The sequence below is a fragment of the Reyranella sp. GW821-FHT14A01 genome (assembly GCF_058803965.1).
This window is the reverse complement of the sequence record NZ_JBXAPM010000007.1, coordinates 104,663-120,818: the sequence shown is the minus strand read 5'-3', so window position 1 is coordinate 120,818 and position 16,156 is coordinate 104,663. Positions and strand designations below refer to the sequence as shown.

At 64.2% G+C, this 16,156-nt stretch carries 11 protein-coding genes and 1 tRNA gene; 7 read left to right on the top strand and 5 right to left on the bottom strand.

What is annotated here, in order from left to right:
- Window positions 1–1,281, bottom strand: coding sequence for a CmcJ/NvfI family oxidoreductase (locus AC1ROX_RS13790; RefSeq protein WP_493126445.1), 1,281 nt, complete (start codon window positions 1,279–1,281; stop codon window positions 1–3).
- A 255-nt stretch (window positions 1,282–1,536) separates the two neighbouring features.
- On the opposite strand from AC1ROX_RS13790, the gene AC1ROX_RS13785 reads away from it, so the two are divergent.
- Together AC1ROX_RS13785 and AC1ROX_RS13780 are read left to right on the top strand one after the other, a co-directional pair.
- Window positions 1,537–2,604 carry an LLM class flavin-dependent oxidoreductase gene (locus AC1ROX_RS13785; RefSeq protein ID WP_493126443.1) on the top strand — a complete coding sequence of 356 codons (1,068 nt, stop codon included), beginning with the start codon at window positions 1,537–1,539 and terminating at the stop codon, window positions 2,602–2,604.
- Complete coding sequence (locus AC1ROX_RS13780; protein WP_493126441.1) at window positions 2,597–3,979, top strand: FAD/NAD(P)-binding protein; 1,383 nt, start codon at window positions 2,597–2,599, stop codon at window positions 3,977–3,979. The genes AC1ROX_RS13785 and AC1ROX_RS13780 overlap by 8 nt, the downstream gene beginning before the upstream one ends.
- 42 nt (window positions 3,980–4,021) lie before the next feature.
- Here AC1ROX_RS13780 and AC1ROX_RS13775 read toward each other — a convergent pair whose 3' ends face one another.
- Both AC1ROX_RS13775 and AC1ROX_RS13770 read right to left on the bottom strand, forming a co-directional pair.
- Window positions 4,022–7,558 carry an autotransporter outer membrane beta-barrel domain-containing protein gene (locus AC1ROX_RS13775; protein ID WP_493126439.1) on the bottom strand — a complete coding sequence of 1,179 codons (3,537 nt, stop codon included), beginning with the start codon at window positions 7,556–7,558 and terminating at the stop codon, window positions 4,022–4,024.
- Window positions 7,559–8,034: 476 nt separating this feature from the next.
- Window positions 8,035–9,270: a vanadium-dependent haloperoxidase gene (locus AC1ROX_RS13770; protein ID WP_493126437.1), complete on the bottom strand. Its 1,236-nt coding sequence runs from the start codon at window positions 9,268–9,270 to the stop codon at window positions 8,035–8,037.
- A gap of 119 nt (window positions 9,271–9,389) precedes the next feature.
- On the opposite strand from AC1ROX_RS13770, the gene AC1ROX_RS13765 reads away from it, so the two are divergent.
- The 3 genes from AC1ROX_RS13765 (at window position 9,390) to AC1ROX_RS13755 (ending at window position 12,549) form a co-directional block, all read left to right on the top strand.
- Window positions 9,390–11,009 (top strand): tetratricopeptide repeat protein, encoded by a 1,620-nt coding sequence (locus AC1ROX_RS13765; protein ID WP_493126435.1) that lies wholly within the window; start codon window positions 9,390–9,392, stop codon window positions 11,007–11,009.
- Between the two features lie 163 nt (window positions 11,010–11,172).
- Window positions 11,173–11,481: a response regulator gene (locus AC1ROX_RS13760; protein WP_493126433.1), complete on the top strand. Its 309-nt coding sequence runs from the start codon at window positions 11,173–11,175 to the stop codon at window positions 11,479–11,481.
- Between the two features lie 342 nt (window positions 11,482–11,823).
- On the top strand, window positions 11,824–12,549 hold the full coding sequence (locus AC1ROX_RS13755) for an alpha/beta hydrolase family protein (protein ID WP_493126431.1): 726 nt from the start codon (window positions 11,824–11,826) through the stop codon (window positions 12,547–12,549).
- 227 nt (window positions 12,550–12,776) lie between these two features.
- On the opposite strand, the gene AC1ROX_RS13750 is transcribed toward AC1ROX_RS13755, so the two are convergent.
- Window positions 12,777–12,852: transfer RNA gene (locus AC1ROX_RS13750), tRNA-Ile, on the bottom strand.
- A gap of 50 nt (window positions 12,853–12,902) precedes the next feature.
- On the bottom strand, window positions 12,903–13,610 hold the full coding sequence (locus AC1ROX_RS13745) for a response regulator (protein ID WP_493126429.1): 708 nt from the start codon (window positions 13,608–13,610) through the stop codon (window positions 12,903–12,905).
- A gap of 155 nt (window positions 13,611–13,765) precedes the next feature.
- Between AC1ROX_RS13745 and AC1ROX_RS13740 the strand changes: the two genes are divergently transcribed.
- Complete coding sequence (locus tag AC1ROX_RS13740; RefSeq protein WP_493126427.1) at window positions 13,766–15,835, top strand: ATP-binding protein; 2,070 nt, start codon at window positions 13,766–13,768, stop codon at window positions 15,833–15,835.
- Window positions 15,832–16,155: an Hpt domain-containing protein gene (locus tag AC1ROX_RS13735; protein WP_493126425.1), complete on the top strand. Its 324-nt coding sequence runs from the start codon at window positions 15,832–15,834 to the stop codon at window positions 16,153–16,155. Before AC1ROX_RS13740 ends, AC1ROX_RS13735 begins: the two co-directional genes overlap by 4 nt.
- The last annotated feature ends 1 nt before the right edge of the window (window position 16,156 follow it).

Genomic DNA, 16,156 nt, shown 5'->3' with positions numbered 1-16,156 from the left:
TTAGAAGAAGACGTAGGACCTCACCACGACGTTCTTGCGGCATCGAGCGTCGGCGGGTGCGGTCGGGTCGATGCAGGCGGTGTGGAAGGACCAGCGCGAGACCGAGCCGTCGGTGACGGAATCGTAGCATTTCAGCATCGAGACTTCGGTCGGCTTCTGCTTGGGGAACCAGTACCATTCGTGATCGAGACGATTGGTGAAGCGGGTGGTCTCGCCTACGCGGTCGTCATAGATCCGGTAGTTGGTGATGTAGGGCTGGTCGGCGAAGGACGGCCAGGCGCAGAGCACGAAGGGAAACTGCTCGACCGTCTCCATCGGCTTGGCGAGATTGATCGACATGAATCGCCGGGACATCTTCGCGTCGGCCTGTTCCTCGGTGAAACGCTGCGTGCGTCCGAAGTTCCGCAGGTTCTTCGTCAGAAGCTCGCGGCAGCGCACGCGCCCGCTATTGTCGTTCAGGTCGTTGTGCACGAGGTTGGCGTAGCGGGCATTCACGCCGGGATTCTTGTTGGCTTGGTCTTCGGTGCGATCGCCTGCATAGTCCCGGTCGAAGACGTCGTGGTTGTAGACCAGCGCATCGGTCGCGCCGGGGAAGAAATCGAGCAGGAGCTTCTCGATTTCCGGATAGAACACCCGCTCCACCTCCGCCGAATCGTAGAAGTTCGTGCATTTGGACTCGAGGTGAGCCAGCGACACGCCGAGCCGGTCCATGCTTTCGGGGCTGTTGGGTGAGAGGCCCGGATAATATTCCCCGATCCGGCGCGCATCCCGCATCACATGCGGGAAATAGAGGTCGCGGCGCCGGTTGGCTTCCTCGTTCTTGCGCAGTGTCTCCGCGATGTCGGCGCGATCGGGATCCCGCCAGATGGCGTTGGAGGGAACGACGGAATATGTCGGACGATCGTAGACCGTATAAGGCAGTGGCAGCACCAGGCCACCGTCGGGAGCCGTGATGCCCTTCGCGCGGATATAGTCGAGGCACGCATCGTAGTCGCGAAACCCGAGACCCCAGCGGGTTTCGATCGGCCCCGACGGCGCATTGTCGATCATGTCGATGACACGCTGTCCCGCGCCGCCGGAGATCTCGACCAGTGCATCCAGGAGCGCCGCGGCCGTTCCGGCATCGCCCTCCCGGTCGAACGACATGTAGGAAAGGCCGCCGTTCGCCGCGATGGGCGGCGGCTGGCCTTCCGTGCGCTGCAGCGATGGGACGTAGGCCGTCGAGGCCTTCTTCGGGAGGAATGTCGCGGATGAATTCCTGACGATCTCAAGCTGGCTCATGGTGTTCCTCCGCGCGCGATCTGTCGAAAGGATCCGGCCGTCCGGGCTGGTGCTTATTGCGATCCAAGCGTGGCAGTGCGTGCCGGGCTCATAAATGGAATCTTCGCGTCGATGATTTCGCGAAGAGGAGATCGTCGCATCGTCTCCTTCGCCAGCGATGGAAGATTAATCTCCGTTCCGCCAGCATTTGCTGCGCGTTGGTGTCGATGGCGCACGATCGAGCATCGCGCCTTGCCGGGCGTGCTATAAGCGGACATGTCCGCCACGCCGCTTTCAACCTCCCTACCTCCCATCCGTTTCGGTATCTGGGCCCTCGTCCACGGCAGCCGTGCAGCGTTGCAGGATCCCGACGAGCCCTATGACGCTTCCTGGAAGCGCAATCGCGCGCTTGTCCTGGAGGCCGAAAGACTGGGGTTCGATTCGACGCTGGTGGCCCAGCACACGATCAACCCGCACAAACCCGATCTCGCGCAACTCGAGGCCTGGACCGCTTCGGCGGCGCTGGCGGCACTGACCAGCCGGATCGAGATCATCACCGCCATCAAGCCGCTGCTCTATCATCCGGCAGTCCTCGCCAAGATGGCATTGCAGATCGAGGAGATCAGCGGCGGCCGCTTCGCGATCAACGTCGTCAATGCGTGGAACAAGCTGGAACTGGAACGCGCCGGCATCGCTTTTCCGGAACATGATGCGCGCTACGCCTACGGCCACGAGTGGCTGAGCGTCGTCGAGCCGTTGATGCGCGGCGAAAGCGTCCACTTCCAGGGCGAGCAGTTCCGCCTCGACGGCTACGCCTTGCGGCCGGCCGGGCTGCATCGCTCCCGGCCGCGCATCTATGTCGGCGGCGAGTCCGAGCCGGCGCGCGCACTGGTTGCCGATCAGGGCGATGTCTGGTTCATCAACGGACAGCCGCTCGACGATGTGAAGGCCCTGATCGCCGACGTGGCGCGCCGGCCGAGGGCCGACCAGCCGCTGCGCTTTGGCCTGTCGGCCTTCGTCATTGCGCGCGAGACCGACGAGGAAGCCCAGGCCGTGCTGCGCCATCTCGCGGCGCTGGCCGAGAAAGACGCCGCATGGAAAGAGGTGAAGAAGGCCAACACCGACCCGGACTCGGTGATGGCCAGGACCCTCGCAAAGTTTCCGCGCGTCGGCAGCAACGGCGGTACGGGAGCGGGTCTGGTCGGCAGCTACGATACGGTCGCGTCGCGGATCAGGGATTTCAACCGCGCGGGCATCGAGACCTTCATGCTCCAGTTCCAGCCCTTCGAGGCGGAGATGCGCCGCTTCGCGGAGCACATCATGCCGCGCGTGCATAATGCCTGATGCGATCGTGATCCTCGGCGGCGGCTTCGCCGGCGCCGCAACCGCCATCAAACTCGTGGAGGCCGGATATCCAGCGACGCAGGTGACGATCGTCGAGCCCCGGTCGGAACTCGGTCGGGGCATTGCCTACAGCACGCCGGATCTCGACCATCTCGTCAACGGGCCGGCACGGATGTTCAGCCTGTACCCCGGCGATCCCGGACACCTGTCACGATGGCTGGCCAACCATCCGGACAGGCGGGGCTGGACGGGGCCGGCCGACGGAAACTTCGATGCAAGCTTTCCGCCCCGCTTCCTGTACGGCGACTACGTGCAGTCGGAGCTGGCAAAGATCGGCGTGCAGCACGTGGTCGATCGTGCCGTGGACGTCTCGGCGGAAGGCGAGGTCGTGCTCGCCTCCGGACGCCGGCTTGCCGCCACCAGGATCGTGCTGGCGACGGGCCTCGTGCGAAACGAGTCGGGTTTTGCGATTTCCGAGCAGGTGCGCTCGCAGGCGAGATACATTGGCGATCCATGGGCGGCGAACGCCTATGACGCGGTCGACGGCCCGGATGGCGACGTGGCGATCGTCGGCAGCAGCCTTACGATGCTGGACATCGTGATCAGCCTTGAGAAGCGCGGCTTTCGCGGACGTTATTTCACCTTTTCGCGTCGTGGCCTGATCGCGCACTGCCGGCGCGAGGTCGAGGCGTGGCCGGCTTTCCTGCGTCCTGAAAACCTTCCGGGCAGTGCGCTGGCCCTGTTGCGGGAAATTCAGCGGGAACGGCGCGCCATCGCGACGGCCGGAGACGATTGGCAGCGGCTGGTCCTGAGTTTGCGTCCGTTCATCGAGTCGCTCTGGGCCAGCGCATCCGACATCGAGCGTCGGCGGTTCACCCGTCATCTCAGGACCTTCTGGGACCTGGCCTTCCATCGCGCCGTGCCCGATTCGCTCGCGTGGCTGGATCGTGTTCGGGAGCAGGGACGTTTCTTCAACGTGGCGGGCCGCGTGCAGGGATTGGCGCCGTCTGCGGAGCCCGGCGTCAACGTGACCTGGCGCCTTCGCGGCGATGCCGAAAACCAGAGTCGTCGCTTCGACTATGTCGTGAACGCCGCAGGGTATGAGGCGGACTGGCGGCGCTTGCCCGACGTGCTTGCCCGCAATCTCCTGGCAAGGGGAGCGGTGAGGCCCCATCCGGTCGGATTCGGCATCGAGGCCGACGCCGCGACTGGCGCGGTGATCGGAAGCGATGGCCGGCCGTCGCGACGCCTGTATGCCGTTGGCCACCCGTTGCGGGGGGCTGCCTGGGAGGCAAGTTCCGTCCTCGAGCAGATCGAAGGGGCAACGCGCGTTGCGCAGGCCGTGTCGGCGGACAGGATGCGCGACGCGGCATAAGGCGGTCATGAAAGCCGGTCCGCGGATCGGCTCACGCCTCCCTCACCAGGTCATGCGCACGCCGGCCGTGAGGGCCTGGCTTCCGTCCGGTCCGGCCAGGAGGCCTTCGTAGCGGAGGTACAGCGAGGTCGCTTCGGCGACGGCGGTGCTGGCGGAGAAGCCCAGCAGCACGCCGTCGCGGGCCGGCGAGAGGCCGAAGGTCGTGAAGGGCGACGCGGGCGCGCCGGTCAGCGCGGCCGTCACCGGCCGGGCGACATCGGCATATTCGTGGCTCCAGCCCAGCCGGAGCTGCATCGCCAGCCTGTCCTGCCAGCCCATGTCCATCGATGCGCCGAACTGCGCGCCGATCACCGAGCGAAGCGAGTTGGTCGTCTGCTGCGCGACCGTGAGGTCGAGCGACTGCGCCCCGGTCTCGGTGAAGCCGTTCTGGGTGCCGGTATAAGCCTGCAGCCGCGCGAACGGCTTGATGAAGGCATCGGCCCGGCCGCCGATATCGACGCGGTAGCCGGCCTCGAGCTGGCCGAAGAGCTGGTTGGCGCCGGCCTGGCCGAAGGCGGTACGCGGCGCCAAGCCCGGAATGACGATCTGCCGCGTCATCCGGTTGCTGCTGTAGGCGTAGCCCAACAGGCCGTCGGCATAGAACGGGCCGGTCGCGTAGTTGCCGTAGAGACCGACCTGCACGGTGTCGCTGCTCCCCTGTCCGCTGAAGCCCGAGACCCATTGCGTGCCGGCGCTGTAGCCGACGGTGACGCCGGCGCGGAAGGTGTCGGTGAAGGCCCGGTCGAGGCCGGCGGCGAAACCGCCGGCATTGTAGGTGACGGCGCCCTGCGCGGTGCCGGCGCCGACGGTACCAAGTCCGCCGATCGCGCCGCCCCAGACGCCCCAGCGCGACGGGCCGGACGCATCGCAAGCGACGTCGCACGCCTCGGCGAGAGCCACGCGGCCGCTGCCTGATGAACCACCGCCGCTGGCCTGGCTGGCGAAGTTGTTCATGAAGAACTGTGCGCCCTGCACCATCGCGGAGGAGAAGCCCGCATAGTTGGTACCCGACAGGGCCGTCAGGATCGGCTGGACCTGCGCGGGCGTCAGCGTGGCCAGCGCGCTCAGCACGGTGGCGTAGTCGCCGGTCGCGGAGGCGGCCGAGCTGTCCAACGCGTTTGCGATCGCCTGCTGCTGCGGATTGAGCGCTGCACTGGCGAAGCCACCGATCTGCAGGGTGAGATAGACGTTGTTGGCGTCGTAACTCAGGCTCGGCAGCAGGAACGGCGAGCTGCTCGCGACACTGGCGAAGGTGCCGGTCAGGCCCCCCGTGGCTTGCAGGATGGTATAGGTCGCCCGCGGCGCATAACTGCCGCCCGGCTGCACCAGCGCAAGGACCGAGCCGGCGAGGGCGGCTGTACCCACCGCGCCGGTCACGTTCAGCCTGCCCGCTTCGCCCAAAGGGGCCACCGCAACCTGGAACATGCCGGACGATGTCTGACTATAGGCTCCGTTCACCGTCATCGTGCCGTACGGCGTTCCCGGCGCCACGATGCCGGCATTGGCAAGCGTGCCCGTAAGTCCTCCAGTGCCCGACAGAGTGCCCAGGTTCGCGAAAGTGCCGGTAAAAGTTCCATTGTTCTGGAACAAGCCGGTATTGAGCACGTCAGTGGTCAGGCTGCCCGTGTTGGTGGTGACGCCCTGATTCAGGAATCCGGCGCCGCCGAGCGAATCGAGGGTGCCGGCATTGTTGAAGGTGCCGCCTTGCATGACGGTCATGCCGCCGATGAGGGAGCCGGTGAGATTGAGCGTGCCGCCGCTCACCACCGTGCCGCCGGTATAGGCATTCGTGCCGGCGAAGGTCTGCGTGCCGCCGCCGATGGTCACGCTGCCGCCGGTGACGTTGTACTCGCCGCCGTCGGCGATGATGCCGGAGAAGGTGCCGCTGCCTTCGGTGATCGTGAGATTCTGGCCGCCGAGATTGACCCGTCCGGTACCTCTCAGGTCCTTGATGTTGACAGGGGCCCATGAACGCGAAATGTCGAACACGCCGTCGTTCACCACGCCCCGCGAGGCAGCGATGCTGCCCGGTCCGGAAATCAGCAGCGTCGCCGGAATGCCGGAGGATGGGCCCTCGATTCTCGTCTCGCCGGTATAGGTGTTGGTCGCGCTGAGCTGCACAGCGCCGCCGCTCTCAATCGTGAGGCCACCGCGACCGGAAATGACGCCGGCCAGCCCCAGCTTGACGTTGTCCTTGGTGACGATGAGAGGACCGCCGGCCGTGGTCTCGAGATTGGCGGCCGTGACGAAGAACGGCGTGTAGCCGGTCACCTGGTCGCTCAGGTCGAACATCACCGAGTTCGACATGAAGAAGGGGATGCCCAGCGTGTTCGTCGTTCCGCTTCCGTCGACATAGAAATTGGGTTTGCCGGAAAGTTCGGCGGTCGCCGTCGGCAGGCCGGTGATCGGCTGCTTGTCCGGCGTCAGGCCCGTGATCGAGATCGAGCCTCTGAGCGTTTCCGAAAAGTCCTTGGTCAGGGAATAATATTTGGTCCCGGTGTCCAACAGGGTGAAGGCCGTCTTTGTCGTGGTGGAAGAACCGTCCGACACAGTCACCGTGAAATACATGGCGTCCGTCGGCGCCGAATTGTTTCCGGTCGAGCCGCCGTAGGGATTGGGGAAGCCAGGTGCTTGATCAGGCGATGTCGGTGCCACCCACTGGATCAAGCCGGGGGCCGAGGTTGCCGTCGGCATCGCTACCGGGGCGAACTGGCCGATGATCTCTGGCGTCAGGCCCGCCGTCACGCATGGATTGCACGACGTCACGCTCTGGGACTTGCCGCCGATCGTGACCGTCGCATTCGGGGACGCGGTCGGATTCGCCGCATCGCTCTGGCCGTTCGCCGCCACGACGAAGCCCTGGCGGGCCGCTCCCGGCATGATCACTTGTCCGAGCACGCCTCCGGCGATGTAGCAATCCGGCGAGCCGGGGCACTTGTCCTTTGGGAGCTGGTCGACGGAGATGCGGGCGCCGAACACGCCGTAGAACAGGCCCTCTTGGGGCGGTATGTCCTTCGTATCGGCATGATGGAAGTAGTCCGGAAAGATGTCGTGCGTCGCCGGAGTGGTATCGGGATCCGTATATTTGTAGGCGGCATTGATCTGAAAGCCCTGCCCTGGGCCATCGGGGGTGGAAAGTGTCGCCGCCGGCGGTGTGTCTGTCGTCGTCACGCCTGCCGCATAGAAGTTGAGCAGCGGTATCTGCAGGATGTTCCCGACGTAACCGCGGCAACCGCCACTTTCCGAATAGCAGAGCTTGACGTCGTTGCCGTTGGGAAGGCTCGAGGTCGGAACGGACGTCGTGTACTGGGAATAGCCACCCCACGTCTTGGGATCGAAGGCCGCATTGAATAGCGAGGAGCCGGTGTCGAACAGATAGGGTCTCGGCGCCCCGCCGTTGATGCCGATGTTGATCGAGAGGCGCGCGGCGTTGGACTGGGCGTCGAAGACGTAGCTCAGGGGGATATCGACGGACGTCTGGCCGAATGCCGTGGAAATCCCGCAGCAGACCAGCAGCGCCAGTCCGCTGACCCAACCCATTGACTTCCGCATGCTTCCCCCAAACCCGTCCCCGCACTCATCCTAGCGCGTCTTCGCGTTTTTTGCGCGGCATGGTCCGCGCGGTCACGAGAACCGCCCCGGGGGGAGTGGTAGCCAAGACAAGATTCGAAACAGCAGCATCATTTGATGCTGCATCAACGGCGCGCTGCGAAATCCTTCTACGGCGCGACCAGAAGGCTGGGCGGGCCGAATTCGAACGCAGCGGGCGTCCCGCCAGGTCCGCTTAGTGCAAATAGCCGACATCGCTAGCCAGATATGAGACAGTCGATGATGCACGACAGCGCATCGGCCGCGTATGCCGATCGCGAACTTTCTGGCGGGTAGTTTTGAGGAAGCCGTGTCCTGGTTGAAATCGAGTGCCGATGGAAAATCCGGGTTGGGCCTGCAAAGTCGTCGCCTGCCACTTTCGATCTTCGGCCCTCTCCCCTCTTTTGCGAGAAGAGGGCCTTATCAGCTCACCGCGTTGTAACGGCGACGGGGAGCAGGATACCCGTGGCGGCGTTTGCGCCGATCTTGACTCCCATCTCTTGTCCGACGCGCGTCGAGAACCGGTAGTGGAACCCTGCCCAGATGCGTGCCTCGGCGACCTCCTGATAGAAGGCTCGGACATTGCTCCAGCGGTGTGTCACACTTGGCAAGGTAGGACTTGAGAACGCTACTTCCGGGATCTCAGGGGTGCCCAGCACAGTCTCCAGAACGCTGCCCACTGCGGCACTCACGATGCAGTGAGCACAGGGATACTCCGGGTGCATTGGCGTCGCGTCGATCGGCATCCAGGCAGCGTCGCGATCAGTAGCCGGGTTGTCGTCGATATCGCCGTTGCGGATGGCCGTCATTGGCCGCCAGAAGTTATAGTGGAACTTGGCATCCCACACCGCGATCAGCGCGTCTGCCCAGGCGGCGGCCGTAAGCGCGTAAAGCCGGGCGCTGTCAGCTACTGGCATCTTCCGTGCAGCAGCAACGGTCTTAACCAGCGGATAGTAGACTCGGCCATCGGTGGCCAGCCAAAAGCGCGCGTCCTCCGTCTGGCGTGCCGTACGCTTCGTGCTGTCGCGCGCGCCCAGTTCTTTGATCTCGTTGTAGTCGGCGGCCCACTGGGCGCTGTTCAGAGCGACAGGTGGCCTGGGTCGGAGCGAGTCGCCGCTCGCCATGGTGAACGGCGTGACCCTCGGCCAATGTGACATGACGGGCAGTACAGTGGGCGAATAGTCTCCCGCCGCCACCCGCGCCCGGTAGGTATCCGACGCGCGCGAATTATCATTGGCGCGCGCGTGCAGGTGCTTTGCCGCCACGGCTTCGCCGAGCTTGATTCCTTCCTGCTTCGCGGCCCCTTCGGGCATCGTCACCAGATAGGCCGAGAGCGCAGCTTTTATCGTGGGCTCGGTTTTGGGATCGACACTGGCGAGGATGTGGGCAGCAGCGGTCGCCGCTGCGGCGTCATGCGAGGTCCCGGCGGGAGATGGTACGTGAGCCAAATACGGCCGGTAGCGCCCCTCGATTGAGTTGACCGCGTCGAACATAGCCAAATGAGTCATGGCCAGGATGCGTGAGGACGGCGGCGGCGCCATACCGCCGGCGACCACGAACGCTACGGCTTTCTCGTTCCAGTCGGAAATCACGTCGGCCGAGGTTGGCGAGGAGAGGCCGATTAAGGCGACGGCAGCTACTGTGCTTCTGTAGATTGTATTCATGCACTTTCTCCCTGTCTGTCGATTGCTGCGTGGAGGACGGCGTGCAACATTTATTCGTGTCGCTTGAGAGGAGTAATGGCGGAGTTCTGGGAACTTCTGGGAAACGTCTGGAAAATCGCATGACCGCCCGGGATGCCGCCGCGGATCGGCTGTTGACGTTTGGCCACTGTCGCTTCAACGCACACACAGGCCAGCTCTGGCGCAACCGCCGCGAGGCTAAGCTCACACCGCGCGCCGCTGCCGTTCTGTCGCTTCTCGTCGAGCATGCCGGGCAGGTCGTCACCAAACAGATGTTCATTGATGAGGTGTGGGACGGGCTCGCCGTAAGTGACGATGCGCTTACCTCCTGCATCCATGAGTTGCGACATGCGCTAGGCGACGATGCGCGGAAGCCACACTACATCGAGACCCGACATCGCCGCGGATATCTATTGAAGATGCCGGTGGTCACCGCGCCACAAGCGGGCCCGTCGCCGCCCGATCGAGGTCCGTTTGGCGGTGACATTGTTGGGCCTACTTCGACTGCAGAGACGGCCGATGGCCCACTGGTATTGCCCGATAAACCTTCCCTCGCAGTTCTTCCCTTTCAAAACATGTCTGGTGATCCAGAGCAGGAATACTTCGTTGACGGCCTAGTCGAGGACATCATCACTGCGCTGTCGCGTACCAAGGCTCTATTTGTGATCGCGCGCAACTCCAGCTTTTCATACAAGGGTGTATCGCCGGACGTGCGCCAGGTCGGGCGGCAACTGGGCGTGCGCTACGTGCTCGATGGCAGTGTGCGCAAAGCGGGAACGAAAGTTCGCATTACCGGCCAGCTAGTTGACGCTCACTCCGGCGCCCATATCTGGGCCGAGAGCTTCGACGGCGACCTCGCCGATATTTTCGCGCTTCAGGATGAGATCGCCTCCCGTTCAGTAATAGCAATCATTCCCAATCTGGAACGAACTGAGATCGAACGCCGGTCGAGCGAACCGACCGGGAGCCTGGCCGCCTATGACTGTTCCCTACGGGGCTGGGCTTGCATCGGCCAGCATACCCGAGAGGCGACTGATGAAGCGCTGTCATATTTCCAGCGTGCGATGGACTTAGACCCCCACTTTGCGCTGGCCTGGGCACAGGCCGGGATTTGCTATGTCCAGCGAAAAGCCTGGAGATGGGCGGCCGACCTCGAACGCGAGGCGAAGGAAGCCGAACGCCTGGCGCGCAAGGCACTCGATCTGGATCGTAATGATCCACGAGTGCTCGTACTGAGCGGGTTCGTCTGGGAATATCTCGCCGGATCACCCCAAGAAGCCCTTCCCCTTTTTGAGAAGGCGACCGAACTCGATCCGAATCATTTCTTTGCCTGGCACCGCAGGGGCTTCGCGTGCCTTCGTCTGGGTAAACCGGCAATACCTTACTTCGAGCGCGCTTTGCGGCTCAATCCGCGCGACCAACGCGCGCCGTTCACCCAGAACGCGCTGGCCAATGCGTATTTGCACAGCGGTGATTTCGCCAAGGCGGCTGAGCTGGCTGAAGACGCCCTGCGCCACCAGCCGGGATATCCACCGTCGCTATTGACGTTGATTGCCGCCCGCGCCCATGCCGGACAAGTGCACGAGGCCCGTGCAGCGGTGAAAACCCTCCTCGAGCTGCGCCCGGACGCCTCGATATCGAACATGGTCGTTGATGATAATTTTCCGACATATCGACAGACGATGACCGAAGGATGTCGTCTCGCCGGATTGCCCGATTGAGCGAGCAACGTCGCCTCGCCGTGATCCTCGTGGCGGATGACGCTTGCAATTGCAGGCCTCACGTCCGCTTTCGGTCATGAGCTGACGTGACCGCCCGTCGGCGTTATGTCTGCTTTACCCCCTAGCCGCCGACATCTCTCGATTCTTTGCTACCGTCGGCTTGGTGCCACTACCGGAGGACGTCCGCACCTACAGCTCGATGGTGCTGAAGGAGCTGGGCTACCGCGTGCTCGAGGCGTCCGAGGCTGAAGCTGCCCTGGCGATTCTGCACAGCCCGACGCGCATCGATCTGCTGTTCACCGACGTCGTGCTGCCCGGCAAGAGCGGCCGCGTCCTGGCCGATGCCGCTGCCACGCTCAGGCCGGGTCTCAAGGTCCTGTTCACCACCGACTATTCTAGAAGCGCCATCGTCCACCACGGCCGGCTCGACGCCGGCGTCCAGCTCATCTCCCAGCCCATCACTTTCAAATAGCTGGCTGCCGGGGTCCGTGACGTCATCGACATGACGTAAGGGTTGCGTGGCTCGCTCCTAGCGCCCCCTGTTGCTTGAGGCGGCGTTGAGCAGCGTTATGCCAGCATTCGAGTGAGCTGGCGATCCCTTGGAGAGCTCGCATTCCTTTGAATCCCAGCCAAGGCATCCGCGACGGGCTCGCTTAAGGGAGCCCAGCAGCGTCCGATGAGCAGGTAGTGAATCCCGCTTCTGTTATTGCGAAGCACCACCGGAGTACCGTCCCTTCCGAGCTTGGCGAAGCGCGCTATCGCGACTGATCAGCTAGACTGTCGCTGGGCCTTTTTGTGCTGCGGAGCTTGAGCTATGAAAGCTGTTGTTAAAGCGAGACGGCTTAGGCTGCTAGTAAAGCCGGGTACGACCGTTTCTGCTCTCTATAAAAAGGCGCCCCGCGCTACCGCGCTACTTGTACTCGCGCACGGGGCGGGGGCCGGCATGTCACATCCGTTCATGGCGTCCGTAGCTGATCTGCTTACTGAGGCAGGTGTAAGCACCTTCAGATTCCAATTTCCTTACATGGAGGCAGGCCTGAAGCGGCTTGATCGACCGGCCACAGCTCACGCGGCCATACGTGCGGCTGTCCAAAAGGCGGCGAAGCTGGCGCCGACGCTCCCTCTGTTTGCGGGAGGCAAATCGTTCGGCGGTCGTATGACTTCCCAGGCGCAGGCGCTGGAACCGCTTCCGGATGTTCGCGGCTTGGTGTTCTTAGGATTTCCGCTGCACACACCTGAAAAGCCCTCGATTGAACGCGCGGAGCATCTTCTCGACGTCCGAATTCCTCAATTATTTGTCCAAGGCACGCGGGACGAGCTAGCTAAGCCTTCGCTCCTGCGAAGGGCAATTAAGCGCTTAGGGAAACGGGCGACTTTCTGGCCAGTGAAACACGCCGACCATTCGTTTGGCGTCTTGGTTCGGTCGGGTCGAAACGATCAAGAGGTGCTCTCCGAAATTGCTGAAGTATTGGGCAAATGGATAAGAGCTCAAAAATTAGCCAACCGGCCCACTCTTCCCCACGGCGAAGCAGGGAGCTGATAAGGTTCTGCGGCAAGATTCGAAAGTCGAACTATTATACTGATACAATCAAAGGTAGAGTAGTGACTGCCTTTTGGGCGTTCGGAGACTTTCGGCCAGAAACCGCAGAAGACGCACTTTGAGGCGCAAATTGGCCGGTCTCTGGTATCGCTCAAGACGTAAAAAGGGCCGCAAAGGCGGCGCTTTCTAGGTTCCTTCAGATAGTAGGTCAAACAACCCAGGGTGGTTGGTAGGCCCGGCAGGATTCGAACCTGCGACATAACCGTTATGAGCGGCTCGTTCTAACCGCTGAACTACGGGCCCCCGACCGTTTGGCCGCCCCGGCCGGGCCGGGGCGGGACCTTATAGCCCGGCTATTCGGCGGGGGGCACGAACATATAGCCGACGCCGCGCACGGTGCGAATCACCGTCGGCTTGTCGGGCGCCGGCTCGATCTTGCGGCGGATGCGCGTGATCCGGAGGTCGATCGCCCGGTCGAACGGGTCGCGGGCGCGGTGGCTGGTCGTCTCCAGCAGCCAGTCGCGCGACAAGGGCCGGTTGGGGTTCTCGGCGAAGGTCTTCAGGATGTCGAACTCGCCCGAGGTCAGCGGTACGTCGCCGTTCTCCCCGTCCAGGAGCTGCCGCTTGGACAGGTCGAGCATGTGCCCGCCCATCTTCACGCGCTCCAGCCGCGACGGGGTAGTCTTGTTCACCGAGCGGCGCAGCACGCTCTTGCAGCGGGCGAGCAGTTCGCGCGGCTCGTAGGGCTTGGCAACGTAATCGTCGGCGCCGCTCTCGAGGCCCAGCACCTTGTCGACCGGGTCGGCGGACGCCGTCAGCATGATGATCCCGACGCGGGGGCTGCTCTCGCGCAGCCAGCGGGCCAGCGCGAACCCGTCTTCGGGGCCCGGAAGCTGCACGTCGAGCAGGACCAGGTCCGGCATCGCGCGGGAGATCTGGCGGCGCATCTGGGCGCCGTTCTCGACGGCAGTTACCTTGAGTTCATGGCTGGAAAGATAGGTCTCGGCGGCCTTGCGCTGAAATGCGTCGTCCTCGACCAACAACACGGACGGAAGCTGCATGACTTAACCTAATAAATGACTTTTAATGCCCTCAAAATAACACTATTTCTCAATGAATTATATTGTTTTCTTGATATTTTTGATACGATTGCGCATGCGCAATCTCTAGCCGCATCCCGCGGGTGGCGCCCCCAACCCTAGTCCCCAGGATGTGAATGACGCTCGCCGTTGCCGATCCGGCCGCCCAGCAGGACAGCTTCGTCCGTGCCGAGCTGGTGCGGCGGCTGTTCGAGGGATCGGCCCCGTCGCGCTACTTCTCCTTCGTGCTGTGGCCGGTGATCGCGGCCATCTACTGGCGGCAGATCGACCCGATGGAGCTGGCCGGACCCTTCGTGGCCTACCTGGCCGTGACCCTGGGCTTCGACGCCCTGCGCCGCAATTTTGCCCGGGCCCATCCGGACGACGAGCAGACCCTGCGCTGGGGCTGGTGGTTCGCGGGCTTCACCTTCCTGGGCGGCGCCTGCTGGGGATGGGCGGGGTTCGTGCTGGCCTCCAAGGACTTCGAGCTGCAGCGCATGCTGTTGGGCCTGGTGCTGCTGGCCACGATCACAACGGCGGTGCCGATCCGCTCGGCCCATCCGCCGACCTTCTACGCCTTCGCGGTCGCCACGACGGCGCCGCTGCTGCTGGTGCTGATCGCCTCGGGCGGGCCATTCTACCAGCTCGTGGGCATCGCGGGCGCCGCCTATGTCGGCCATCTGATGGCCTATGTGCGCGACGTGCACCGCTGGCAGTACGACAATATCGCGCTGGCCTACGAGAAGGAGGACCTCGCGCGCCGCCTGCAGGTCGCCTACGACAAGGCCCTGGCGGCGCAGGGCGAGGCGGAGAAGGCCGACCAGGCCAAGTCGACTTTCCTCGCCACCATGAGCCACGAAATCAGGACGCCGATGAACGGCGTGCTGGGCATGATCGACGTGCTGGAGCGCACGAAGCTTTCGGCGGAACAGCGCGACTCTCTGGGCACGGTGCGTTATTCCGCCTCCGCGCTGCTGCGGATCATCGACGACATCCTCGACTTCTCCAAGATCGAGGCGGGGCACCTCGACCTGGAGCAGATCGAGTTTTCGACGGTCGAGCTGATCGAAGGCGTGGCCGAGACGCTGGCCGCGAAGGCCGCCGAGAAGGGCCTGGTCCTGTCGGCTTTCGTGGCGCCCGACGCGCCGGCCAGTGCGGTCGGCGATCCGCTGCGCCTGCAGCAGATCCTGTTCAACCTGCTGGGCAATGCCATCAAGTTCACCGAGGCGGGCTCCGTCCGCCTCGTGCTCGAACGCGAACCATCAAAGCGTGGACTGGTCCTTCGCATCCGGGTCTCCGACACCGGCATCGGCCTCACCGCGGAACAGCGCGACCGGCTGTTCCATCCGTTCGTCCAGGCCGACAGTTCGACGACGCGCCGCTTCGGCGGCACCGGCCTCGGTCTGTCCATCGTGCGCCGCCTCGCGGAGGCGATGCAGGGCAGCGTGGTAATCGACAGCGAGGCCGGCATCGGCTCGACCTTCGTCGTTACGGTGACGCTGGGCGTCGCGGCGGCCGTTCCGCAAGGCGCCGACCTGCCGCTGAAGGATCTGTCGCTCGTCCTGTCGCTGCCCGATCCCGAGGAGGGCGCCGCGCTGGCGCGTTACCTGCGCGATGTCGGTGCCGAGGTCGACGTCGTGGTGTCGAACCTCGCCGTGGTGAGCATCGATGGGGTGAAGGAGCAGGTTTCCCTGGCCGATCTCAAGCGGCCGTGGCGGCGCGATGCATTGGTGCGGGCGATCGCGCGCGCGGCCGGTCGCATGAGCTGCCGGACGGCTGCCGTCGAAACGCCGAACCCGGCCGGGCGATTGAATGGCCGCGTCCTGGTGGTCGACGACAATTCGGTCAACCGCAAGATCCTGGCGCGCCAGCTCGAACTGGCCGGTGCCTCGACCGACGTTGCGGCCGGCGGCGAGGAGGCCCTCGCGCTGTGGCGCAAGGGTGGATACGACCTCGTGCTGGCCGACCTGCAGATGCCGGACATGGACGGGTTCGAATTGGCGCGACACATCCGCGAAGGCGAAGCCCGGGAGGGCCGGGCGCGCCTGCCGATTCTCGCCATCACCGCCAGTGCGCTCGAAGGCGAGGAAGAGCGCAGCCGGGCGGCCGGCATGGACGGTTTCATCACCAAGCCGGTCGGCATCGAGCAGTTGCGCGCGACCCTCGGCGTCTGGCTGAAGGATGCGGCCGGGACGCGCGTGGCGTGAGCGCGGCCTACGATCGCGGCCGGCTGGCCGAGTTGTTCGGCGACGATCCCGCCACGCTGGCCGAGATCGAACGCGAGTTCCTCGACACGGCCCGCGGCGCCGAACGCGAGATCCGCGACACCGACGATCTGCAAACGATCGCGCGCGCGGCGCATCGGGTGAAGGGCGCGTCGGGCATGATCGGCGCCAATGCCTTGAGCCAGGTCGCGGCCGCCGTCGAGAAAGCGGCGAAGGCGCACGACCTTTCGGCTGTGCGCCGGCTGGACGAGAACTTCAGTCAGGAGGTGACGAAGATCGCAGCTCTAGTCGGTGCCCCATAGC